General features: G+C 54.4%; 17 protein-coding genes. 2 read left to right on the plus strand and 15 right to left on the minus strand.

The features are described from left to right. Positions 1-78 precede the first annotated feature (78 nt). A complete protein-coding gene (locus NSU18_RS07760; protein WP_341148707.1) occupies positions 79-2,061 on the minus strand; it encodes a glycoside hydrolase family 31 protein in 1,983 nt (660 codons plus the stop codon). Between the two features lie 125 nt (positions 2,062-2,186). Between NSU18_RS07760 and NSU18_RS07765 the strand changes: the two genes are divergently transcribed. Continuing rightward, positions 2,187-3,077 carry an AraC family transcriptional regulator gene (locus NSU18_RS07765; protein ID WP_341020687.1) on the plus strand — a complete coding sequence of 297 codons (891 nt, stop codon included), beginning with the start codon at positions 2,187-2,189 and terminating at the stop codon, positions 3,075-3,077. Here the strand turns inward: NSU18_RS07765 and NSU18_RS07770 are convergent. From NSU18_RS07770 to NSU18_RS07830, 13 genes are all read right to left on the minus strand, one after another. Beyond that, positions 3,074-4,585, minus strand: coding sequence for a glycoside hydrolase family 43 protein (locus NSU18_RS07770; RefSeq protein WP_341148708.1), 1,512 nt, complete (start codon positions 4,583-4,585; stop codon positions 3,074-3,076). The two genes, NSU18_RS07765 and NSU18_RS07770, sit on opposite strands and share 4 nt — an antisense overlap. Before the next feature lie 18 nt (positions 4,586-4,603). After that, positions 4,604-6,037: a glycoside hydrolase family 43 protein gene (locus NSU18_RS07775; RefSeq protein ID WP_341020684.1), complete on the minus strand. Its 1,434-nt coding sequence runs from the start codon at positions 6,035-6,037 to the stop codon at positions 4,604-4,606. Positions 6,038-6,081: 44 nt separating this feature from the next. Beyond that, entirely contained in the window at positions 6,082-7,101 is a 1,020-nt protein-coding gene (locus NSU18_RS07780) for an endo-1,4-beta-xylanase (protein WP_341148709.1), read from the minus strand. A 119-nt stretch (positions 7,102-7,220) separates the two neighbouring features. Continuing rightward, on the minus strand, positions 7,221-8,741 hold the full coding sequence (locus tag NSU18_RS07785; RefSeq protein ID WP_341020680.1) for a response regulator: 1,521 nt from the start codon (positions 8,739-8,741) through the stop codon (positions 7,221-7,223). Further along, positions 8,734-10,542, minus strand: a complete 1,809-nt coding sequence (locus NSU18_RS07790) for a sensor histidine kinase (protein ID WP_341148710.1) — start codon at positions 10,540-10,542, stop codon at positions 8,734-8,736. The genes NSU18_RS07785 and NSU18_RS07790 overlap by 8 nt, the downstream gene beginning before the upstream one ends. A gap of 24 nt (positions 10,543-10,566) precedes the next feature. Continuing rightward, positions 10,567-12,099: a response regulator transcription factor gene (locus NSU18_RS07795; protein ID WP_341148711.1), complete on the minus strand. Its 1,533-nt coding sequence runs from the start codon at positions 12,097-12,099 to the stop codon at positions 10,567-10,569. A 132-nt stretch (positions 12,100-12,231) separates the two neighbouring features. Then, a complete protein-coding gene (locus NSU18_RS07800; RefSeq protein ID WP_341020674.1) occupies positions 12,232-13,143 on the minus strand; it encodes a carbohydrate ABC transporter permease in 912 nt (303 codons plus the stop codon). Positions 13,144-13,157: 14 nt separating this feature from the next. Next, on the minus strand, positions 13,158-14,144 hold the full coding sequence (locus NSU18_RS07805) for an ABC transporter permease (protein WP_341020672.1): 987 nt from the start codon (positions 14,142-14,144) through the stop codon (positions 13,158-13,160). Positions 14,145-14,255: 111 nt separating this feature from the next. Further along, positions 14,256-15,953: an extracellular solute-binding protein gene (locus tag NSU18_RS07810; RefSeq protein ID WP_341020669.1), complete on the minus strand. Its 1,698-nt coding sequence runs from the start codon at positions 15,951-15,953 to the stop codon at positions 14,256-14,258. Between the two features lie 636 nt (positions 15,954-16,589). Then, positions 16,590-18,842, minus strand: coding sequence for a glycoside hydrolase family 95 protein (locus tag NSU18_RS07815; protein ID WP_341023242.1), 2,253 nt, complete (start codon positions 18,840-18,842; stop codon positions 16,590-16,592). 51 nt (positions 18,843-18,893) lie between these two features. Further along, positions 18,894-19,913 carry a zinc-binding alcohol dehydrogenase family protein gene (locus tag NSU18_RS07820; RefSeq protein WP_341020667.1) on the minus strand — a complete coding sequence of 340 codons (1,020 nt, stop codon included), beginning with the start codon at positions 19,911-19,913 and terminating at the stop codon, positions 18,894-18,896. After that, the gene (locus tag NSU18_RS07825) at positions 19,913-20,872 is read right to left on the minus strand and encodes an aldo/keto reductase (RefSeq protein WP_341020665.1); all 960 of its coding nucleotides are present in this window, start codon (positions 20,870-20,872) and stop codon (positions 19,913-19,915) included. The genes NSU18_RS07820 and NSU18_RS07825 overlap by 1 nt, the downstream gene beginning before the upstream one ends. A gap of 20 nt (positions 20,873-20,892) precedes the next feature. Next, entirely contained in the window at positions 20,893-21,729 is an 837-nt protein-coding gene (locus NSU18_RS07830; protein WP_341020663.1) for an amidohydrolase family protein, read from the minus strand. Positions 21,730-21,860: 131 nt separating this feature from the next. Between NSU18_RS07830 and NSU18_RS07835 the strand changes: the two genes are divergently transcribed. Beyond that, a complete protein-coding gene (locus tag NSU18_RS07835) occupies positions 21,861-22,727 on the plus strand; it encodes an AraC family transcriptional regulator (protein WP_341020661.1) in 867 nt (288 codons plus the stop codon). A gap of 57 nt (positions 22,728-22,784) precedes the next feature. On the opposite strand, the gene NSU18_RS07840 is transcribed toward NSU18_RS07835, so the two are convergent. Continuing rightward, entirely contained in the window at positions 22,785-25,211 is a 2,427-nt protein-coding gene (locus NSU18_RS07840; RefSeq protein WP_341148712.1) for a glycoside hydrolase family 31 protein, read from the minus strand. Positions 25,212-25,290: the final 79 nt, after the last annotated feature.

Below are 25,290 nucleotides of genomic sequence, written 5' to 3' on the forward strand. Positions count from 1 at the left end.
TTTTCGCATACATTCCTCCCCAACTACCAAAAGCAGCGACCCTCCACCGGAGAATCGCTGCTCTTGTTCACACTATCCTTATTCTTCATCTCCGCCCAGAATCGGCAGCACGGCACCGTCCCGTACAAACAGCGGAATCTGCGTGAGCGGCGCATCGATCATAATAGCCTGTCCGCCGGCATAGGCAGTGCCGGTATAGACATGGGTCCACTCTGAGCCGGACGGCAGGTATACCTTGCGTGCCCGTTCGCCCTCGCCCAGGACCGGAGCGACCAGCAGATCGGGACCGAACATATACTGATCCTCGATATCCCAGGCTGCCGGGTCCTGAGGGAAATCATAGAACAATGGACGCATAGGCGGCGTGCCCTTCTCATGGGCAGCCTCCATCAGCCCGCGGATGTACGGCTTCAGCCGCTCCCGCATCTGCATGAACTCTTTGAAGATAACATACGCCTCATCCCCATAGCTCCACACCTCATTATCCGAGCCGCTTCCGCATACGCCCCCGCCCCGCGTTCCGGTAGGCTCTACAAAAGGTGAACGGTCCCCGTGCAGCCTGAATACCGGAGAGAACGCGCCGTACTGGAACCAGCGGACCATCAGCTCCCGGAAGGAGGCGTCTGCCGGATTACCGCCATGGAAGCCGCCGATGTCGGTGGTCCACCATGGAATCCCGGCCATAGCCATATTCAGTCCGGCCCGCACCTGAATGCTGAGCACCTTGAAGCTGGAGTGAATGTCTCCAGACCATACAAGCGCCCCATACCGCTGGCTGCCCGCCCAGGCGGTACGGACCAGATTGATAATATTCTCCTGGCCTTCAGCGGCCATGCCGTCATAGAAGGTCTGACTGTATTTCATCGGATAGATATTGCCGATCTGCTTGCTGGAGCCGATATGATAACGGTAGATATCATGGTCATAGACCGTCAGCTCCGGCTCCGCCTCATCGAGCCAGAAAACCTTGATCCCTTTGTCATAATAATTCTGCTTAATCAGACCCCACAGGAACTTGCGTGCCTCCGGATTCGTCGCATCGAAGATCGCGTTCTGGCCGAGGAACTGGAATTGTGTCCGCACCCCGCGGTCCGAGCGCAGCAGATAGCCTTTTTCCAGCATCTCCTTATAATTCTCGCTCTCCGTCTGGACAGTCGGCCAGACCGAGACCATCAGCTCAATGCCCAGCTCCTGCAGCTCCTGCACCATTGCCTCCGGATCAGGCCAATATTCCGGGTCGAACCGCCAGTCTCCCTGATTCGTCCAGTGGAAGAAATCAATAACAATGACGTCAATCGGCAGCCCCCGCCGCTTATGCTCCCTTGCCACCTCCAGCAATTCCTCCTGCGTACGGTAGCGGAGCTTACACTGCCAGAACCCCATGCCATAATCCGGCATCATCGGTACGGTTCCCGTAGCCTTGGCATAAGACTCCTCGATCTCGGCAGGCGAGTCACCGGCGGTGATCCAATAATCCAGCTGCTTGGTGGACGGGGCTGTCCATTCGGTCACATTCAGACTGAAATGCGCTTGTCCGATCGCCGGATTATGCCACAGGAACCCGTAGCCGGCACTTGACAGCACGAACGGAATGCTGATCTGGCTGTTGCGGTGGGTCAGCTCCAGCGAGCAGCCCTTCAGATTCAGGAAGGAGTGCTGATACTGCCCCATGCCGTACAGCTTCTCTTGCGGGTCCGCTTCCAGCCGGAGCTTCACGGAGAAGTCACTGCTGCCGGGGATGGCGCTTAGCTCTCTGCCCCCGTATTTTAACTGATACGTATCCTCCGTCTCGTTAAGAAGCAGCTTGCCGTGCTGGTTATAGAAGAAGATCTGTCCCTTGTCCGTTATTTCCGCCCGGATATTCCCGTTCACAATGCTCGCGCGTTCTTTAGTGATCGATATATTACTCAGCGTCTGCACAGCAGGCAGAAGTGCCCACTGCTCATCGGTAATCTCCGCATACGAAGCCCGGATACGCAGCGAATGCTCTCCCCAAGGCTCTATCCAGACTCTCTCATGGTCATATTCTCTGATTAGTCTGCCATTCTCTTCACGAAACATAGCGCGATCCCTCCAACAGTTCTATAATAAGGTTGCAACCACATTATATAGAGTGCAAAGCCGCCATACTATACATAAAAGTACGCATCTATCATACGATATTACGATTATGTGGAGGGATTAAGATGAGTGGAGCGTTCGAGGACAAGCCTTATCCATGGAAAAAAGAGCACACGGAAATTCCCGAGGGCCTGTTCCCCATCAATGTATTTCATATCTGCTTTCCGGACCGCAGTATTATTCCGCCGCACTGGCATGACCATCTCGAATGGATTCTCGTGACCAAGGGCCGCTTCCGCGTCCAGGTCGGCCCCCACTCCAGAGAGCTGGTGCAGGGTGAGCTTGCCTTCGTCAGCCGTCCGCAGATTCATGCGGCCTATCCGACAGAGGATGGCAGTGAGCTGTATGCGGTTGTCTACAACGAAGCGCTGCTGAACGGTATGCGGGACCTGACTGAGCTTCAGCATATCCGGCCGCTGCTCTCCGGTGAAATCCGGCTGCCTGCCTTTTATGGGGCGGATCAGCCGGTTACCCGCCAGATCAGAGGATGCATTGAACAGATTATTGACAGCTATCAGAGCAAGAGCCCCGGGTATGAATTATGTATAAAAGGCGGCCTGTTCTCTTCCCTGGGTCTCGCTTATCCCCTGGCCGAGTTCACAGTACCGCCTTCCAAAAGAGACCCGCAGGAGACGGGCATCCAGCCCCTGCTGATTCACCTTAGCAACCATTTCCATGAACCGCTGACCGTAGAGGAAGCCGCACGGATCTGCTGCGTGACCCCCAACTACTTTTGTCATCTATTCAAAAAGAACACCGGCAAGACCTTAATCGAATATGTGAACATGCTGCGGGTACATGAGGCCAGCCGCCTGCTCCAGCTTCGCCGGTATTCGATTCAGGAGGTAGCCTTCCGGGTAGGGTTCACAGGCCTCACGTATTTCGGAAGAATATTCAAGCAGCATACATCGATGACACCCAGCGAATATGCTTCCCATTTCCAGACCCGGTCTTAATCCTCCCGGTGATAACGGAAATAATCGAAATCGGCATAGCCGCCGGGCTGCCGGGTCGCATAATTGAACAAGCCGATCCGGTAGCCCATGAAATGATCCAGCGTATATAGCATATGCAGCGTCTGCCCGATGGGCTGCCAGACCTCCCCGTCTCCCGAGTAGAAGAACCGGGCTTCGTCCACACCATTCCTGAAGTTGAAATCAATCCTGAGACAGATGCGCTCACCCGTGAACGGAATACTCTCCACCACTTTAACGCCACCGTCACCCTGGATGCACATCTCCACAGTGTACTGTCCCTGCGCTCCGGCCGCCACCTCAACCGTGCCGTACCCGGACTGGAGGGCTACCATCCCGGCCCGGTCTCCTTCGTGCATGCCGCCCAGATACAGCAGCGTCTCGGCACTGCAAGCCGGACCCTCCGTCCGCTGGGTCAGCGTATTGCGCGCCGTTACTACGCTATCAGCTGCCTTGCCTGTACGCAGCCGCAAACAGCCCGGCCGCTCGGTAACCGACCATAGCCCGTTATCGGGATTATGGTTCCATTGCCACTGAAGCGCCAGCCGGTTCTCCGTATACTCGAACTCATCGCTGATTACAAGCGCCTTCGGCTCCCCGGCGGGAAGCTTCGTATCGAAGGCCAGCGGAGCCTTGCCGCCATCCCCGATTACCGGCCAGTCGTCCTCCCAGCTCACAGGGAATACGCAGGGAACACGTCCAACTGCTCCGTGATCCTGGAACAGCACAGCGTACCAGTCGCCGTCCTCAGTATCCACCAGCCCGCCTTGCGCTACACCACGATTCTCGTAGCCCAGGTTATCGTCCAGAATAACCTTTCGCTCATAAGGACCCAGCAGCTCCCGGGACCGGTAGCATAGCTGGCGTCTGCGCATGTTGCCCTCTGCCGGCCATTCAATGAAGAACAGGTAATAATACCCGCCCCGCTTATGGGCGTGACAGCCTTCCATCCGCAGCATAATGCCCTGCCGCTCACCTTCCAGCAGGAGCTGATCAGTCCCGCCGGGCTTCACCGATTTCAGGTCCGATGTTAGCTCCCGGATGCGGATATCCCCGTTCCCGTAGATCACATAATTGCGGCCGTCCTCATCCAGCAGCAGCGCCGGGTCATGGTGCAGGTCCTGGATGACCGAACGCTCCCACGGTCCATGCTCAATATCCCCGGTCTGGTAGATGTAGAACTGGTCTGTATCATTGGAAGAGAAGCATACATAATAGATTCCATTCTTGCACCGCAGCGAGGCAGCCCAGGAACCGCCGCTGTAAATCCCTTCGCCGTCCTCCAGCCGGAAGGCCGGAGTGTCCTCAAAGGTATCAAAGACGTAACTCACAATCTCCCAGTCCTTCAGATTCACCGATTTCATAATCGGACAACCCGGCATCGAGTGCATACTGGTGCTGACCATATAGAACACTGGGCCAACCCGGATCACATCCACATCCGGGACATCTGCCCATAGTACTGGATTAGTAATGATGGCTGTATTCAATGTGCCGCCTCCTTGCTGTTAGTTATGCTGTGGTATGAATTGCCAATGGGCCAGCTTGAACAGGCTCTTACCGGTCTCTCCTGTGAATACCAGGTAGAGGTTATGCACTCCCTCCGCTCCCTGGACCGCCGTCTCCAGCTCCAGCCATTCCTGCGGGCCGTCCGCCGCCGGAACCGCCAATCTGCCGATAACCGGACCCGCCGGCTCATCCAGATGCAGCTCCAGCACGCCGCCCGCTTCCAGGCTTAGTACTGACGCCTGGAATGAGCCGGCTCCGCTGCCGAAGTCTACCCCGGATAGTCCGATCCAGCCGCCGTGCTCCACATCCGTTACGGCCTGAACTCCGCCCTCAGCCAGGTATTCTGTCTTCACCCCTGCGCTCCAGCCCATCGTTGCCGCAGGAATACGTTCATACGGGTTCAACGCTGCAAGCTGCTGTACACCTTCGTAATCCGCATGGATCTCCGGAATAGACCCGTCCTCATTATGAGTCAGGCGGTTCAAATGTGTGGAGCGGTAGCCGTTCGCAATCCCTTGGGCCTTGGACAAGGTCTGGGCGTGATAAGCAATATACCAGCTGTCATGGAACTGGAAGACCGCATGATGGTTATTCCCGGATACGCCGAAGAAATGTCCCGGATTCTTCAGGATCGTGTGGTGATACGTCCAGGGACCCATCGGATGCTCACTGGTCATATAGGCAATCTCTCCCGCAGGAGGGCTGCCTTCCGGCCGCTGCCCGTCATAGAAGTTCGAGCAGTAGGTATAATAGTAGACTCCGTTCCACTTATGGATTCCGGCATCCTCGAACATGAACGGGGCCGGAATCACCTTCGCGCTGCCCACCACGCTGGTCATGTCCTCACCCAGCGGCATCACCCGTGCTGTGCCCGGCTCAGCGAACTGTCCTTCCGGAACGCCGCCTCCGAAGTATATATATCCCTTGCCGTCGTCATCAAGCAGCACCGCCGGGTCGAACAGCCAGGTAACATCCTCTACCCCGGGTGTAGAGCGCAGAATCAGTGCCTCCCCAATCGGGTCCACCCATGGACCCACCGGACTGTCACCCGACAGAACGCCGATGCCGCTGGCATTATTGGCGAAGTAGAGGAAGAACTTATCCTTGCCGTCAATTACGGCATGAAGTGCTGCCGGTGCCCAGGACTGGGTGGCCCACTTCGCTGCACCCTCCGGCCCGGCTACGGCTATCGGACCATGATCAGTCCAGTTCACCAGGTCAGCGGACGAGATGACGGTAATCGTATTAATGCTGCTGTAGGAGTTCTCCTTCACGGCGCCGTTCTCATCATACTCCAGTGCATCATTGGTCATATACAGATAGACTCGGTCTCCGAATACCAGGGCATAAGGATCGGCCCCGTATCTGTGTGCCACCAGCGGATTGCCGCTTGGCGGTACCTTGCCGGTAGCCTGCTTCAGTTGAGTTGTCATTTGATTCCCTCCAGATATAGTAAGATGTCAGGCATGCAATAATATTAAGATTGCGGTGCGGCCAGCTCGGCCAGCCGGGCGAATGAAGCCTTCGGCTGCTTCTGCTCATCGAACAGGAACGGCCAGTTCTTGCGTCCCCGGACGGGGAAGCCGTCCAGCCAGGTATAATCATCGGCCACACCCCAGAAGGTTACCGAATCAATGGAATCTTTGAATTCCAGCAGAAGGGCGAAGATCTCGGCATAACGCTCCTCCTGAAGCTTCAGCATTTCAGCTGTTGGCGCTTTCAAATCCGTGCGTTTGTCGTCATGACGGAATACGGAGAGATCCAGCTCGGTAATGTGGATCTTAAGCCCCAGCGATGCGTAGAGCTTAAGCGCATTGCGGATTTCCTCAATGGAAGGGCCGTAGATATTCCAGTGTCCCTGCATCCCGATCCCGTGAATCGGCGTATTCTGGTCCAGCAGGCTGCGGACAAGCTTGTAGATTTTGCCGCTCTTGACAGGATCGGTCTCATTATAGTCGTTGTAGAACAGCAGCGCGTCAGGGTCTGCCTGATGTGCCATTTCAAAGGCCTGACGGAGGTAATCCTCGCCGATAATCTGCAGCCACTTCGTATCGCGCAGGTACTGGTCTGTTTTATCCTCAATCGCTTCATTCACTACATCCCAGGCATACGCCCGTCCCCGGTATCGGCCCACTACCGTATTGATGTGGGTCTGCAGACGCGCAAGCAACTGCTCTCTGCTGCAGGCTCCGCCTTCCGCATCCCGGAACATCCAGTCTCCGGTCTGGTTATGCCACAGAAGCGTATGCCCCCGGACACCGATTCCGCGCGGCTCTGCGAATTCGAAGATACTGTCCGCAGCCTCGAAGGTGTATTCGCCTTCCTGCGGCTGAACCAGAGCCGGCTTCATCTCATTCTCGGCGGTGATGCTGTTGTAGTGCTTCGCGATGAAAGGACCCTGGGAAGCTATAATGCCGGTACTGACGGCAGCCCCTATTTTAAAGGCCTCCCGGAACATTTCATGTAATGCAGGAATTTCGCTGCTGGCTTGCTCCATTTTTGCTAACCTCCTGTATTTGACAACATTTTTTGGGACAACTCTCTCTATCATAACGCATTTGTATGCGTTTACCATCACCAAAGTAAATAGATGGACCCCAAATAAATAATTGCACCCTATTTTTTATTTCCCTGTGCCTGTGCGCGGAACTGGACGGGCTTCAGCGCCGTCCGTTTCTCGAACTCTCTTAAGAAATGGTGATAGTGTACGTACCCGACGCTCTCCACAATGCTTCTGACTGTGTCCTGAGTGTCGACAAGCCGCTGCTTGGCCGCTTCAATCCGCAGATTATGAATGTATTCAAGAATGCTGATGCCGTGTTTTTTAATGAAGGCCTGACCCAGATACACCGGATTGAGATAGAAATGCTCTGCAATCTCTTTTACCGTCAGATGCTCCGCATAATGATCTCTCAGGAAGCATTCCACGCGGATCAGCGGATGCTCGGAGTTACGCTCCTTGTGCTGGCGTATATAGTTCATACTGGTGGAGAGCGCCGTCTCCAGGGTGACCTGCAGGTCTTCCAGGGACCTCGGCTCGGTTCTGAAAAAATCAAGCGTGCCGATCCACTGATCGTCCGCGCCGCCGAATTCCTTCAGCAGCTCCATGCTCCGCAGCATGATATCCATGCCCGTCATCTGGACGACTCCCGGATCTGTCCGGTTCTCCTTGAAACCGCTGAACAATTCGCCCAGCTTCTCCGCGGCCTTCTGCTCCTGCAGCCGCTCCACCGCGCTGATGATCTCCTCAATCAGCGCTGCGGAAGGAAGCGAGTAATTCACCTGTCCCTCAGCTTCACTGGCCGAATCCACCGGGCCGTATTCGTCCGAATAGAAGTAGTGGCGGGCCGCAGCGTCTGCCGCCTCGCGGTAGGAGACCGGCAGCTCGCGGAGGGAGCGCACACTCGGCCCGATGCTGACCGAGCCCTTTACTCCGCTGCGGATCAGCCCGGCGTACAGCTGCTCCGCCAGTCCAGCCGCCGCCCCCGAGCTCTCCACGACCAGCCCGGCCTGATCCCCGGGCAGATCAATGAACATCGCACCGGCTGGTCCGGCCAGCTCCCGGCACAGCTCCGAAATCCCGCTGCTATGACCCTCCACGTGCACATATGTCCACCCGGTAGCCGCCTCATCCAGGCGGTCCATCTGCTCAGCTGCTTCTTCATCCGGCTCCGCCCAGTGTCCTTCAAGCATGCGCGCGATCACGAGCGGCAGCAGCCGGCTGGACAGCATGCTGTGCTGCATGCTCTGCTTAAGGCGCTGCTCCAGCTCATCCGTAATGTCCGTAAGCACCTTATCCCATTCCGCATCCATGACCGGCTTCAGCAGGTAATGTCTTACCCCGTAACGGATGGCTGTTCTGGCATACTCAAATTCGCCGTAGCCGCTAAGCACGATGAAGACCGGCTGCTCCATATCAAGACTGCGTACGCGACGGATCAGCTCAAGCCCGTCGATCCCGGGCATGCGGATATCCGTAATTACAAGATCGGGCGAGCTGCGGATAATGGCAGCCAGCGCTTCCTCCCCGTTCTCACAGGCGCCGCATACCTCAAAGCCCAGCTCCCCCCAGTCGGTCAGCGTCCGCAGCCCCTCTAAGGCAATCGTCTCATCATCAGCAAGCACTACTTTATACATGAGCTCCCTCCCCTATCGGAACCAGACTCAAATCCTCGGGAATCTGGATGGTAATGACCGTGCGTTCATACTCGATGCTCTCAATACTGAATCCAGCCCTGCCGTCATAGTACAGCATGAGGCGTTTATACACATTGCGGAGGCCGACATTCTGTCCCGTATCCTCTTCTGTCTCCAGATGGGACTTGATCCATTCCAGCTTCTCCTTCTCGATTCCTTTGCCGTTGTCGGTCACCACAATCAGCAGACCGGTCTCATTCCGTGAAGCGGACACGTGGATTTCCCTTGCCCATTTGACCGACTGCAGACCATGCTTGCAGGAATTCTCCACCAGAGCTTGTATACTCATCTTGGGAATCCGGCAGTTCAGCACCTCAGGCGCAATATCCAGCTCATAAGAGAACCGGTTCTGAAAGCGGAACTTCTCAATCTGCAGATACATTTCGATGAAGGATACCTCCTCCTGCACCGTAATCAGATCATCCTTCCAGCTGAGCAGCCTGCGCATAATCAGGGCCAGATTGCGGATGACATCGGTAACCTGTTCATATTTATACTTCTTACAGATGACCAGGATCGCATTCAGCGTATTAAAAAGGAAATGAGGGTCCACCTGGCTCTCCAGATATTTCAGCTCCGCCCGCACCCGTTCCAGCTCCAGATCCTTCTTCTGAATCTCCAGCTTGTAGACATCATTGATCAGATTGCGGATTTTGTCGGTCATCAGATTGAAGCTGCGGATCAGACCGCCGATCTCATCCTTCCCCTCATACATATCAATGCTCTCGAATTGCTCATATTTGACCTGCTTCATATGTTTGTAGAGCAGCCGTACCCGCAGATTGTAGGAACGTATAATGACGATCATGAGCAGCGTGGGAAGGATGATCGTCAGCAGGAGCAGAATCAGCGAGTTCCTGAGCGCGTTGTCCATCTCATGGTTGATCTTACGTCCTTCCGGAGTGCCAACCAGCCGCCAGCCCTTGGTGTAGGCCGCACTGCTAAGCGCCCGGACAATCTGCTTGGGCACCTGGTCAAGGCTAGTGTCCACGTTCAGCAAGGCACTGCCATCCAGTGAGGAGAAGGAACGGTTCGAATCCAGTACGACCCGTTTCTTCTCATCCAGCAGCTTGAAATCCAGATAGTCACGCTCCTTCTGGAACAGGTCCTGCACATTGTTCAGCCGCAGATCAATCCTCAGATATTTCGTGTAGGGCTGGCCCGTGAAGTTATCCAGCTTGCGGATCAGGCTGACGAGCACTTCCTGCTGCGGCGGATTCAGCGGGTTGGTTCCCTGATAAGAAGTGAGCAGCACCTTGTCTGTGCTGCTTGAGATTTTACGGTACCATTCACTTCGCTTATCCGCGTCCGACAGAATGAAGTAGCTGTTGCCGTTCTGAATCGTCGGATTTGAGGTGTATATGCCCATCCAGGAGATATAGGAGTGGAGAGTGCTGTACTGGCGCAGCTTATCCTTCAGAGAATCATTATAGGCATCATAATAAGCCTCATTATCCGGGTAGGCGTAATCCATCATCTCCATAAAAGGCCGGTCCGCAGCCACCGTATTGCTGATCGCCACACATTCGTTCACGATCTGCATCAGGTCATAAGCCACCCGGTCTACCGATATCTCCAAATTATTCCTCTCCCGTGCTTCCACATTACGGCTGATCTGCACATAAAAGAGGGCATTGATGCTAAGTATGGGGACAAGCACACACAGCAAGTAGATGAACAAAAACTTGTATTTGAGCGGAATATCATTGATGAAGGCAGATGGCTTCCGGTTATTCTTCATGCAGGCCCTCTCCTCCCTCTTGAATTAGCTCTTCTTGTACACGGAAGGTGTAACTCCGTTAAGCGCCTTGAACTTGGCGGCAAACACATCGGCGTCTGAATAGCCTACTCTGCTTGAGATATCGGAAATCCCCATATCGGTCCGGCGCAGCAGCTTCTTTGCCTCTTCAATGCGGTATTCATGGAGATAATCGTTAAAAGAGCTGCCGTAGTATTTCTTGAACCGTTGTCCTAAGTAAGCCGAGTTCACATGCAGGTGCCCAGCAATATCCTGCAGCTTCAGCTTCTCCTGATAATGCCCGCGGACATACTCGATCGCTGCGGCCACGATCTGATCTTCTACCCTGCCATCCGCAGCCGCAGCGAACCACTCTGCAGCCTCGCACAGCTCCTCCTCTATCTGACGCTTAAGCATCGGCAGACAAGTGGCCGAATGCCGGGACGGGAACCATTTCTGCACCCACTGCGTATAGTCTCCCCCTCTGGCAGTAATTTCACGTAGCAGCTCTGCTTTGATATTAGCCAGAAATGCGTCGATCCAGGAGCTGGAAGCTACCTCCGCCGAGAAAATCTTGAACACCTCTCCGAGCTGATCTGTGAGATGCAGGGCCTTCCCTTCGGTGACGGATTGCAGCAGCGATCGTCTCAGCTCTGCCGGAAGCATGGCCATCTGAGTCTTATCCTGCTTCTCGAAGAAGCCTGCTTCCCCGCCCACCGGACCATACGGTCTGCACAGCTCAGCAGCCAGCGCCTCCTGGTATGCCGTATTCAGAGCCTCAGGGCCCTGATGCTGAAGACTTGCTGTGAAAAAGACCGGCGTGCTGTACAGCGGCCGCAGCTCCTCCATCCACCGGGTAAGCAGTGCCCGGTCAAGCGCCGGTCCTTCCTGCGGGGACACCAGCAGATAGCCGTGCTTCCCGCTGCCTGCGGTGAACGGATAGACCGCGAGGCTGCGCAGCGGTTCCTTGGCGTTCATGGCGGCGAGCTGCTCACGCATATGCAAGCTGTCCGGCGCTGCTCCATGGACCAGAATACAGCATAGCCGCGAGGCGGGGGAGATCCCCAGCGTCTTCAGCCCCTGCTCCCGCTCCTCCTCCGTATTCTCCCGCATCAGGAGCCGGGATACCATATCCTCCTGCATTAGAGCCGAAAGCGCATCACGCCGTGAGGAGGCCTTGCGTTCCTTAAGGATCTGTTCCGTAACCGTCTGCAGCGCCTCCGTCAGCTCCTTTTCATCCAGCGGCTTGGTCAAATAATTGGATACTCCGTATTTCAGGGCCCGCTTGGCATACTCAAAATCAGCATAGCCGCTAAAAATAATAAACTTTGGCTGATAATCGCTTTCAGAGGTTCTTCGGATGAGCTCAAGGCCGTCGATGACCGGCATACGCACATCTGTAATGACCAGGTCAGGGCGGGTGCTGCCGATCAGCTGCAGTGCATCCTCCCCGTCCAGCGCCTCGCCGCATACTTCATAATTTAATGCCTCCCAGTCGACCAGGAAGCGGAGCCCCTCCAGCATAATCGGCTCATCGTCGGCAAACAGTACCTTAAGCATGGAATCACCAACTTTATATAAGTTATCGTGTGCAACATATACATACTTATATTTGAACAGGAGAAACCGCTTCGGCTGCACCCGAAACGGTTATCGTATACCTATTTTTCTTACTATAATACGTAGTAACAATTACTCTTTTACGCTACCCAGGTTCAATCCTACCACGAAATACTTCTGTAAGAAAGGGTAGACGAACAGAATCGGAACCGCTGTAACGATCGTAATGGCTGAACGCATGGAGGCTGGCGTAACCAGCGACTGGACCTGATTGTTCTGGCCTCCCGCCAGCATCGACGGATCATTGTTCGTACTCATAATGGAGCCGAGCATCTTCATCATTTCGTATTGCAGCGTGCTAAGCTTGATATCCGAGGAGGCATAGAGGAAGGTGTCAAACCAGGAATTCCATGAGCCAACCGCGATGAACAGTGCGACTGTTGCCAGTACAGGCGTACAGAGCGGGAAGATGATTTTCCAGAAAATTCTGAATTCACCTGCTCCGTCAATCTTCGCCGATTCGGTAAGGCTGAACGGAAGCCCGCGGATATATGTCCGCATGATAATCAGGTTGAACGCACTGACCAGACTCGGCAGGATATAGACCATGAAGTTATGCAGCAGGCCCATATTCTTGATCAGGAAGTAGTTCGGAATCAGTCCGGCATTGAAATACATCGTCAGGATGAACAGCAGGCCGATCTTTTTACGGAAAATATATTGCGGCTGCGCCAGTGCATAAGCGAGCATCGTTGTAAGGAATACACCGAGCAAAGTTGAAATAATTGTACGGGATACCGAGATAAATGCAGCATGATAGATTGTTCCTGATACAAAGACCGCCCGGTAATTCTCCAGCGTCCATACACGGGGCCAGAGGTAGATTCCCCCGGTAAGCGTGTCACTGCCGTCATTGAAGGATACAGCCAGCGTCTGGAGGAACGGATAGAGCGTGACAGTAACCACAAAGAGCATAAATATCGTGTTGAAGGTATGAAATACAACCGGCTCAATCCGGCTTGAACCTTTGGTCCCGGCTTTCATATGGGCTTCCTCCTCTATAGTAATCGCTCTTCGCCGAGGCGTTTTGCGACATTGTTTGCGATGAATACGAGAATAACACTGACAATCGTTTTGAAGATCCCTGCCGCCGTAGCCAGCGAGTAGTTACCCATGGCCAGACCATACTTCACTACAAAGATATCAATGGTTTGCGAATAGTCCACAGTAAGTCCGTTGCCCAGCAGATATTGAAGCTCGAAGCCGGCATCCAGAATATGTCCAATGTTCATAATCAGCAAAATAACGAATGTAGCCTTAATTCCCGGAAGCGTGATATAACGCATCTTTTGAAAACGTTTTGCGCCGTCAATGGAAGCAGCCTCGTACAGGGAAGGATCGATGGAGGTAATGGCCGCCAGATAGATGATCGTACCCCAGCCCACCTCTTTCCACACGTTCGATGCCCCGATAATGCCCCAGAAGTATTTCCCTTCACTGAGCCACATAATCGGATCTTTAATCAGGTGAAGCTTCATTAGGATGACATTGACAATCCCGCCGTCGATAGAGAGTGAAGTGGACACAATCCCCGCAGCGATAACCATGGACAGAAAGTGCGGCAAATAGGAAATCGACTGAACGGCACGCTTGAAGAACTTGAGCTTGATCTCATTCAGCAGCAGAGCCAGACCGATAGCCGTAACCGTACCCAGTACAAGATTAATGAAACTCATGGCAATGGTATTGCGAAGTACCAGCATAAAGGTATCGTCAGAGAATAAAAACTTGAATTGCTGTAAGCCTACCCATTCCTGCTGGCCAAAGGACACCGCCGGGCGGTAATTCTGAAAGGCCATAAGCCAGCCCCAGATGGGAACATAGTTGAAGATAATCAGATAAAGTGCAATGGGCACGGACATAAAAATAAGCTGTTTCTGTGTTTTCAGTGTTTTCCAGCTTAGACTCACACCGATTTCCGGATCGATTTTGCTTTTTCGGGTCTTCTGTTTTTTGACCTGTTTGTCCAGTACGGCATCAGACATGTTGTATTCCCTCCTGTAAAAATCATTCTCTCCACGCTGTCCTATTCACGCATTCTTATTTAGGAAGAGCGGGAAACAGCATTTCCCGCTCCTAGTTCTGTATTGAATGGTTTATTTAACGCTCCATTTTTCGATGCGCTGCTGAATGCCTTCATTCATCCGGTCTTCATAGGCCTTGATGTCCAGCTTGTGGATTCTGTCCACATAATCCTGCCACACGCTATCGAACTCAGCCGGGCTGGCCATAATGGCTTTCGGCAAATACTTAATCATGAGGTCATTCAGCTTGGACTGTGCGAGCTGGGCTGGTGAACCATCCTTAAGCACGATGGAATACGCAGGGAAGTAGATATTGTTCTCTTTCGGCTCCTTGAAGAATTCGGACCATGATTTCTTGTTGTACGCCTTCAGAATCTTCTGGTCGTAAGGCTTCAGACTGTCGAAGAATTCCTGAGGCTGTGTACCCGCATCTGCTGCGTTACCGTCGCTGTACGTACCTTGAATCTTAGGCATGTAACCGAACATCCCTGTGATTTTGTTGGCAACCTGCCAGCTGGTCTTATCCGCATTCGCACGTTGCTCAGGTGTACGGTAGAAGGAACCATCTGCGTTCACTTCATAATCTTCGCCTTTCACGCCCCATTGAAGCGTCTTCTGCCAATCCTCGGTGATCATCTTATCCCAGAATTTGATAATGCGGACAGGGTCCTTGGCATTAATCGAAATTCCGAATCCGCGGTTGGTGCCGACCGCTCCGCGGTCACGATACCATTCTTCTGCGCCCGGATAGAGCAGAGGGAAACCGATATACGTATTTTCCAGCTTGCCTTGGGAGATCAGGGATTTCTCGCCGTCCTGGAAGTTCCAGTGCTGGTCGAACATCCCGATGACCTTGCCGCTTGCAACCTTGGCCAGATACTGGTCATAGTTCTGTACGAACGCTTCTTTATCCATCAGGCCCTGAGCGTTAATCTCATTGAGCTTCTTGTAATAGGTCTTGGAGATATCCTTGTCCGCAAAAATCTGTGCTACATTGTTATCTACAATAACGGCCCCGTCATTCGGATGCCCCGACAGATGCTCTGGGGGATTCTGCAGCGGGAACACGCGCCAGTCGAAGTTAAGTGATTCGAACCCGATCATGTCCGGGTGTTTTTCTTTATATTTGGCAATGATGTCGAAGTACTCATCCAGGGTCTTAGGAGTAGGGTAGCCCATTTCCTCAAGCACGCCTTTTTGCAGCCAGAAGCCTGGTCCCTGATAAGTAGGCTCAGTAATTTTACCTTGATAGACGCCATAGCTTGGCAGAACGTAGATGTGGCCGTCATTCTCATCCTTGATCTGGTTCCAGACCGCACCGTAATGCTTCTTCAGGTTAGGAGCATATTTCTCAATCAGATCCTCCAGCGGAATGTATGCCTTGGCATTGATTAATTTGTCGTCACCCGACATGATGTCCGGGTAATCTCCCCCGGCAATCATGACCCCCAGCTTCTGCTGCAGATCGCCGACCAGGAATTCCTGGTTGAAGGTGATTCCGGTCTCGTCTTTGATCAGCTTCAAAATCTTATTGTCAGGCGTTGGTTGTTGTGCGGGACCATTCATGAATACCGAGAACGTTACCGGAGCCGTGTCGTCTCCGGCTGCTGCCGGGCTGGCGTTGGTTCCGCTGGTGGTATCCTTGCCTGCGGTATCCTTACTTCCGGTGTTGCTGGTGTTATTGCTTGATCCACAGCCTGTCAGTGCCAGTGTGAGTGCTAATACACCGGCCGCAGCGGCTGCTGCTGAACGTTTTGCCGTTTTGTGCATGTTGTTATGCCTCCCCTTTTTGGCTAATCGCTTATGCTTCTAATTTCTCCTGGTGACAACTTTAATTATACGTTTTCAGAATGCGCTTACAATTCATAGAATATAGGTCTTCCCCCCTATAAATTCACAAAAAGAAAACGGTTGCTTGAATCGCGGCAGCGGAATTGCCGTTCTTTCAGAGCTGGCTGCGCGTGTTTACGGCTGCTCGTGATGGGTGAATATTAGTGCTCTTCATTTGGCCCGTGCGACGTCCCCCCAGTAAATTGTAGTCGGTTTTTCGATTACATTCGACCCGCGCGCCGTCCCCCGGCAAATTGTAGTCGGTTTTTCGATTATATTTGGCTCGCACGCCGCCCCCCGGCAAATTGTAGTCGGTTTTTCGATTACATTCGGCCCGTGCGCCGCCCCCCAGTAAATTGTAGTCGGTTTTTCGATTACATTCGGCTCGCACGCCGACCCCGGCAAATTGTAGTCGGTTTTTCGATTACATTCGGCTCGCGCGCCGTCCCCCGGCAAATTGTAGTCGGTTTTTCGATTATATTTGACCCACACTCGACTTTCTAGCTAACCACACCAAAAAGGATTGGCACAAATACGCCAATCCTACATAACTATATTATCCTATTTGTCAACTAGCTATCCTAAAGTTACTCTACCGGTGAAGGTATACGAACTGCCCGCTTCTCCTATGAACGATACGGGATCAAGTCCTGGACCTTCGAGCCGGCATAGGCCGGATACGGTACATGTTACCACTGCTTCCGTAACCAGTCCACCGCTCCAGGTGAAATTGAGGGTATAGCCGCCTCTCGCCCGCAGACCCTTGACACTGCCCTCGTTCCAGTCGGCAGGCAATGCAGGCAGCAGTCTGATCCTATCTGTATGACTCTGCAGCAGCATCTCCGCGATACCTGCTGTTCCTCCGAAGTTCCCGTCAATCTGGAACGGCGGATGATTGTCGAACAGGTTAGGCAGGGTCGAATGCTCCAGCAACGCCCGCACATTGGTATAGGCTTTACGCTCATCCTGCAGCCTGGCCCAGAAGTTAATGATCCAGGCCCGGCTCCAGCCGGTATGTCCGCCGCCGCTGGCAAGTCTGCGTTCCAGCGTCGTACGGGCTGCTGCTGCCAGCTCTGGCGTATGCTCCACCGTGAAGGCATCCCCCGGATACAGCGCGAACAGATGCGAAATATGCCGGTGCCCCGGCTCTACCTCTTCGTAATCCTCCATCCATTCCTGAATCTGCCCGTATTTACCGATCTGTGGCCCCGGCAAACGGTTCAGCGCTGAACGGAGTTCTTCGCGGAATACCTCGTCACAGCCGATAATCTCCGAGCTCTGGACACAGGCCTTGAACAGGGCTTCAATGATCTGGAAGTCCATAGAGGCTCCGGCACACAGCACGCCCGATTCTCCGCCGGGCAGCTGATACGTGTTCTCCGGCGAGACGGACGGGCAGGTAATCAGCCGGCCCGACTCATCCTCTATCAGGTAATCAAGCAGGAACTGTGCAGCTTCCTTCATCGTATCGTAGGCATTCGCCAGATACTGGCGGTCCTGGCTGAACCGGTAATGCTCCCACATATGCAGACACAGCCAAGCTGCTCCCAGCGGCCAGAACGATGCTGGCAGATACGTATCCTGAGGAGCAGTATCTGCCCAGATGTCCGTATTGTGGTGTGCCGTGAAGCCGCCGCAGCCATACATGACCTTCGCAGTCACCCGTCCAGGCTCACGCATCCGTTGGATCAGATCGAACAGCGGCTCATGGCATTCCGCCAGATTGCAGAGTTCAGCAGGCCAGTAGTTCATCTGCGCATTAATATTGATTGTGAATTTGCTGTCCCAGGCTGGAGTGAAACTGTCATTCCAAATGCCCTGCAGATTCGCAGGCAAGGAGCCCGGACGGCTGGAAGCAATCAGCAGATAACGGCCATATTGAAAATAAGTCGAGATCAGTCCGTGGTCTTCTCCCCCCTGCCGGAACCGATTTAGCCGTTCACTGGTTGGCAGTCCGCTCAGCTCCGGGTTCATCGGGAGCGTCAGCGAGGTCCGGCCGTACAAGCTGCGGTAATCCGCAACATGGCGGGCAAGCAGTTCCTCATAAGGCACCATAGTCAAGGCCTCCAACTGCCGCTTGGCATACAGCGCCGGATCGGGATAGCGGAATGTGGTTCCTGCGGCAAGCAGCAATGTAACCGAGCTTGCCCCCTCCACCAGCACATATTCGCCGATATTGCGGCAGGTTCCGTCTTGCGTGACGGCCTTCAATGCAGCAGCGAAGGAGCTGCCCCCGCGCCCGCCGCATTCTCCGCCCATCACCAGCCCGCTGTCATTCCATTTCTCGGTCTTCTCCAGCATTCTCCAGTTCTGGCGGTTGAACCTGGCCTTCAGGGAGATTGCGTTCTTCCGGTCAGAGGTAATCCGCACCACGATAGCTTGATCCGGGTAGCTGGCGAACAGCTCACGGGTATACCGGACCCCGCCGGTCACATAACTCACCCGGGATACGCCGGATTCGAGATCAAGCTCCCGCTGATAGTCCTCAGCAGGCTGCTCATGTCCGGCGAATGACAGCAGCAGGTCGCCAAGCGGCAGATAATGGCGCTGTGCTTCCGGCAGCCCCACCATCGTCATGGCTGCTAGCTCTTCCGCCTCCCGCAGCTTGCCTTCCAGAATCAGCTGGCGGAGCTTCGGCAAGTGGGGCAGCGCATCTTCATTGTTGCGGTCACGCGGACCTCCGTACCACACGGAATCCTCATTGAGCTGGAGCTTTTCCTCAGCTACCCTGCCAAAGATCATCGCTCCCAGCCTGCCGTTACCGACCGGCAGTGCCTCATTCCATTCCTGTGCCGGCTCCGTGTACCATAACCGCTGGCTCTGTTCCATGCTTGTCATCGATATTCCGTCCCTTCGTATTCAGATCCAGTTCAAACAGACTTAATTCAGTTCCACCAGCGCCTTGATCACCTTGGACTCAGGATTCAGCCAGCTCTCGAACTGCCCGGTCATCTCCCCGAAGGAGCAGCGGTGGGAAATATAGCGGTCCACATCAATGTAACCGTCTCTAATGGCGCTAATTACCCGTTCGAAGTCCTCGCGGGTCGCATTTCTGCTGCCCTGCACCGTCATTTCGCGGGCATGGAAATCCGGGTCACTAAAGGTAATGTTCCCTTTGACCAAGCCGACATAAGTCAATGTACCGCCATGCCCGACCAGTCCAAAAGCCCCTTCCATGGAGGAGATATTGCCGGTGGAATCAATGACATGCGGCAGGAAGTTGCCGCCTGTAAGCGCCGTCAGCTGTTCCTTCGGCTCCTTCAAGGCACTTACCGTATGCTCTGCCTGCGCCCAGCCCTTGCAGAAGGCCAGACGTTCATCGTTGACATCCATCGCAATGACCTTCGCCCCTGCGTACCGGGCCATGGCCATCACGCCCAGTCCGATTGGGCCTGCGCCGATCACCAGCACCTGATCTCCAGCGCCGACACCGGAGCGCCGAACCGCATGGGCACCAATCGCCAGCGGCTCCAGCATGGCCGCCTGATCCAGCGTCAGCCCGTCTGTCTTCAGCAGATTACCTACAGGCAGACTCACCCGTTCCCGCATCCCGCCGTCCAGATGAACACCGAACACTCTCATTTTCTGGCAGCAATTCGTTTTACCGCTCAGACAAGCCCGGCATTCTCCGCAATGCAGATACGGAATGACACTGACCTGGTCACCGGCCCGCAGTCCTTGCGGGTTGTCGCCAATGCGCTCAATAATCCCGGACAGCTCATGCCCCAGCACACGCGGATAAGTGAAATAAGGCTGGTTCCCCCGGTAAGCGTGCAGATCTGTCCCGCAGATGCCGATACGGCGGATGCTTACAAGGGCTTCCCCGTCCACAAGCCCCGGCTCCGGCAGATCTTCCCTGAATACGAACTTTCCGATCTCCTCACAAATAATTCCCTTCATTATAGGCGCTCCCCGTTCCGGCTCTGTGCTTCGTTCCACTCCGGCAGTCCGCTCGGCCAGGTCGCCCCGTCGATCGGCTTCAGAATATCGCGCACTTCTGCCAATAATTGTTGATCTATGGGCTCTTCGGTCCATTTAATATTGTTGCGGATATTCTCCGGCGTTGCCGTACTGACCAGTGTGGTAGGAATCTGCTCATTCGCTGTAGAGAATTGAACCGCCAGCTTGGCAATGTCTTCCCCCTTATCCCTGCAATATTCAGCAGCACGCTGACACGCCGCCTGAATCTCCGCTCCCGCCGGATGCCAGTCCGGCACCTTGCGGTTGCTGAGCAGCCCCATCGAGATGGGCGACGCATTCATCAGCCCTGTGCCGCTCTCCTCCAGCAGCGGAAGAAGCCGGAGCAGTGTGGTATCGTTGAGCGAATAATGGCAGTAGGACAGAATGACATCAAGCTTGGTCTGCGGAAGTACCTTCTCGAACACACTCAGCGGCAGGCCGCTGACGCCGAAGTAACGGATTTTGCCTGCCTGCTTCAGCTCTTCCAGCGCCAGAATGCCCTCCTCCATCACTTGCGTAAACGAGCCAAATTCAACATCATGCAGCAGCAGAATATCCAGGTAATCCGTGCCCAGGCGGGCCATGCTCTCTTCCGCGCTGCGGATGATGCGCTCTCTGGAGAAGTCGAATTCATCTGATCCGTAACGTCCGGCCTTGGTGCTCAGAATATATTTGTCACGCGGTAGCGTCTGGAGTGCCTCGCCCAGAACTGTCTCCGCTTTCATCAGGCCGTAGTACGGGGAGACGTCAATGAGGTTAATCCCCAGATCAATCGCCGTATGAACCGTAAGGATGGCCTCATCCTTCGGAACCTCCCGGAACACGCTGCCCAGCGAAGAGGCCCCGAAGCTTAATGCTGAGACCTCAAGTCCCGTATTGCCCAGCTGTCTGTATTTCATCTTGCACTACCTCCTATGGTTTATAGATCTAACTTATAAAATCTAGCAGCATTCGCTCCAAACACCGGCTCCCTCTCTTCCGCGGATAAGCGGCCTTGCAGTGCTGTGCGCAAAATCCCTACAACCTCCTCATAGGTTGCCGCCATCAGGCACACCGGCCAGTCGCTGCCGAACATCACCCGCCCCGGTCCAAACAGCTCCAGCACAGCATGCACATAAGCCGAAAAATCCTCCTGCGTCCAGCCCTGCGGATCAGCCTCCGTCACCATCCCGGACAGCTTGCAGTAAATTCCCGGATGCTTAGCCACCTCCGCCATCAGGCTTCGCCACGGCTCTAATTGGCCCGAAGCAATCTTCGGCTTAGCCAGATGATCAATAACTCCCCGCAGTCCCGGAACCTGTTCCAGCATCGCAATGAGCTGCGGAAGCTGATCGGCCAGCACCAGCAGATCCACCGGCACATCCCGCTCCGCAAGATATGAGAGCGCTTCTATATATGGCCGGGTCAAAAGCACACCGGGGTCCGCCATCTCCTGAATCATCACCCGCAGCCCGGTGAACTTCGGCTGTCTGCTGAGCCGCTCGAATTCTGCCTGAAAGGAAGGGCTTGCAAGATCCAGCCAGCCAATGACACCCGCGACAGACTCCGCCTGCCCGCTGAGTCCCAGAATGTATTCCGTCTCCTCCACGGTCGGCGCAGCCTGTACCACAATCGTGCGGCTGATCCCATGCTTCGCTAGCTCCGGCTCCAGATCAGCGGGCAGATAATCCCGGAACAGCACCGGAATCTCCGGCGTAATCCAGCCATAATCATCCCTGTCTATCTTCCAATAATGCTGGTGAGCATCAATATACATGATAACGCCTCCATTCCACCTTATTGTAAACATCCGATAAAGGAATAAAAATAGCTAAAACAAACAAATTCATACCTTATTTTGATATGATGTGGGTAAGAATGCAGAGATGAAACTCAGGAGGAGACTTCATGGAACCGATCCGCAGGCATTTTGACCATCAATTGCCAATTACGCTGCTGCTGGACTATAAGGAAACGAAAAGCCCGCAGCGCGAGCTGCCCGACCACCAGCATGACTGGTACGAATTCATCTACGTATACGGCGGCAAAGGAAGCTTTTTCATCGATCAGACCTTTTATGAGATGCATCCGGGTGACATCATCGTTGTTCCCGGAAACACGGTGCACCGGGGATTTCCCGACAATGAGGAGCCGGTGACCTCCTCCGCCCTTTTTTTCAGCCCGGCTCTGATCCATAACCATACCTACAGTGAGTCTTATCCCTATCTGAAGCTGTTCGACGCTGCCAAGACCAACAAGCAGTACAAGTATACTCTGTCTCCTGAGCATGCTGAGATTCTGCAAAATGATATCGATGCGATCCACCGGGAGCGCGAGCAGAATCAGCCGGACGGCGGGCAGGCGCTTACGCTGCTGCTTCATCTTGCACTGCTGCATCTGAACCGCTACTGTCTGCCGCAAGCCGCCGAGCCGGTTGCTTCCAATCCCTTGCTGCCGGAGTGGTTCCGTGAGGCGCTCAGCTACATCAACGATCATCTCGTTCAGCCGCTGGAGCTTAGCTCCCTGGCTGCGCGGGCCTCGATCTCACCGGCCCATTTCAGCCGGGTCTTCAAGCAGCGTCTGGGCATGAATGTGACGGATTATATTGCGACCAAGCGGATTTTTGCCGCCAAGGACAGCCTGCTGCAATCAAGCTATACCATCGAGCAGATTGCCATGGCCTGCGGCTTCGAGAGCCTGCCCCACTTCTACCGTACGTTCAAAAGAATCACCAGCATGACACCCGCCGCCTACCGCAAGAGTAACAGAGCGTAGTAGTGCTTCTTAATTCAGCTTACAAAACGTTCGGATTGGTTACAATGACCTTCTGCCTTAGCTCTGAAGGTCCTCCTCGCAGACGGTTACAGCATCCCCTTCATAAGTGACAACGCAGCTTCCGGCATGCCCGGCCAGCTCTACGGCAAATTGCCTTACCGCCTGCATTCCGGCATAGTCTCCGGCCCGCTTCCCGATAGTCAGCCTGCGGTCCGCTTCACACCAGCTCAGCTCAATCATGGCATAAGAGCCAGTCTCATAATTATAATTATCGCCTTCATCTTCATACAGGGTGAAGGCTGCATCCTTGCCGCCGTATACCTTGAGCCTCGTCACTGCCTCCGGCTGTTCATCCGTATACTGAACATCGGGGCCGAGCGGAACAATGGACCCGGCACGGACATACAGGGGAAGCGTCTCCAGATCCGCTTTTGCTACAATCGTCACTCCGCCCTCCAGCCGTTCATCGCTCCAATAATCGTACCACTCGCCTTCAGGAAGGTAGACACTCCGCTGCTTAAGAACCCCTTCAAGCTCACGGGAGCCGGGACCGTAATACATGGCCTCTGTCACGGGAGCCGCCATGAAGGCCGGACCGAACATGAACTGATCGCCGATAGCATGAACCTGCACATCTTCCCGGTAGTCGAAGGCCAGCGCGCGGAACATAGTATAACTGCGGTGTGCCACAGCTCCGGCCAGGGAGTAGATGTACGGCATCAGCCGGTAACGGAGCTTCAGGTATTTCACCAAGGTATCATACATCGGCTCTCCCTCCTGGCCGAACTGCCAGATCTCTCTCGGCGTATCGGTTCCGTGAGAACGGAACATCGGCAGGAACGCGCCAAGCTGGAACCAGCGGACATACAGCTCCCGGTAGCCCAGATCGGCAACACCCTCGTCATAATCCCCGCTCCAGAACCATTGCTCCTTGTGATTCTTCACGAAGAACGCTCCGATATCCAGCGTCCAATAAGGCGAACCGGTCAGGCAAAAGTTAAGGCCGTCTGCTATCTGCTTCCTGAGTGTCACCCAATTGGCGGCTATATCGCCAGACCATGTAATTGTGCCATAGCGGTGCTGCCCTGCGAACGCAGAACGTGTCAGATTGATTACCCGCTTCGCTGAGGTCGCTGCACGCTGGCCTTCATAGATTCCTTTGGAGTGCTGCATAGAATAGGCATTGATCAAGCCCGGATCGAGATACCGCTTCGATTCTGCCGTATTAATCAGCAGCCGCTGCTCCGGCTCCGGCTTAACTGCCCCCTTCCAGTCTGCTTCGAACGGCTCAGTGCAATCGCACCACCAGGCATCGACTCCATGTGCGAACAATCCTTCATGGGCCTGCTTCCAGTACAGCTCGCGCGCTTCCTCCCGGAAGGCATCATAAGTCGCCTGATTACCGAGCAGGAAGCCGCGCGCCTTCATCTCTTCATGATTGTCCCCGCCCGCACCCATGATCGGCCAGATCGACACCATCAGCTTGGCATTCATAGCATGCAGGCTGTCCATCATCTGCACCGGATCGGGGAAGCGCTCAGGATCGAAAGTCTTTTGCCCCCACAGATTGCCCGTCCAGGACTGCCAGTCAAGTACGATACAGTCGAGGGGAAGCGAACGTTCACGATACTCTTCTACAATGGCAAGCAGCTCCGCTTGGGAGACATATCTTTCCTTGGACTGCACATACCCGAAGGACCATTTTGGCAGCATCGGCGCTTCTCCGGTCAGATAGCGGATGCCCGCCGTAATCTGATCGAATTCCGGACCATAAATGAAATAGTAATCCATCTCTTCATCCGCATCACTCCAGAGGTACGAGCCAAAGGCATCGTCATGAAAAGTCATATAAGACCCCGAATCTACCAGAATCCCGTAGCCGCGCGTAGACACCAGGACCGGAACAACCGCCTTCATATTCTGCTGATACAGATATTGCTGCCGTCCCCGGAGGTTCATCATCCCCTCTTCATGGGAGCCAAGTCCGTACAGGGCCTCCCCTTCCTGCCATTCAAATTCCAGCTTCGTATGAAAAGCCTCCCGGTCCAGCCTCCGATTCACCCCCTCTGCTCTGGCACGCAGCCCATCAGCACCCTGTCCAGTCTCGACCGTATCTGCTGAAGCATCGAAGACTGTATGATAGACCTCTGTGCGCTCCAGGGTTTTGCCGCCTCGGGCCGGCTCCCGTGTCAGCAGTGTACCATCCGCAGCTCTATAGCTGAACGCACAGGTTTCTTTATCCACTTCAATCGTTAGCTGCGCCGTTGAGATTTCCAGATGCCCGGGCAGGTCTGCGATATTGTACTCTACGTTCCCGGCCGCTGGCTGGCTTATCACCATCAGACTCTCTTTGCCGCTCAGCTCAGCATTCAGCGTATAACGGATTCTGGCAATCCCTGGCGTACACCAGCCGATATGCATCATTCCCTCACTAGTCGCAAGCCTTACGCCGGCCCCGCCGGATTGTACCTCTATCAGTTTCACAATGCTTCCACCCTTCCTTATGACTTCCTCTGATGTTAATGATATTATTATTGATATCGGTTCATCTAGCATATATTTG

Origin of the sequence: Paenibacillus sp. FSL H8-0048 (assembly GCF_038002825.1) — a bacterium.
GTDB lineage: Bacteria > Bacillota > Bacilli > Paenibacillales > Paenibacillaceae > Paenibacillus_AQ.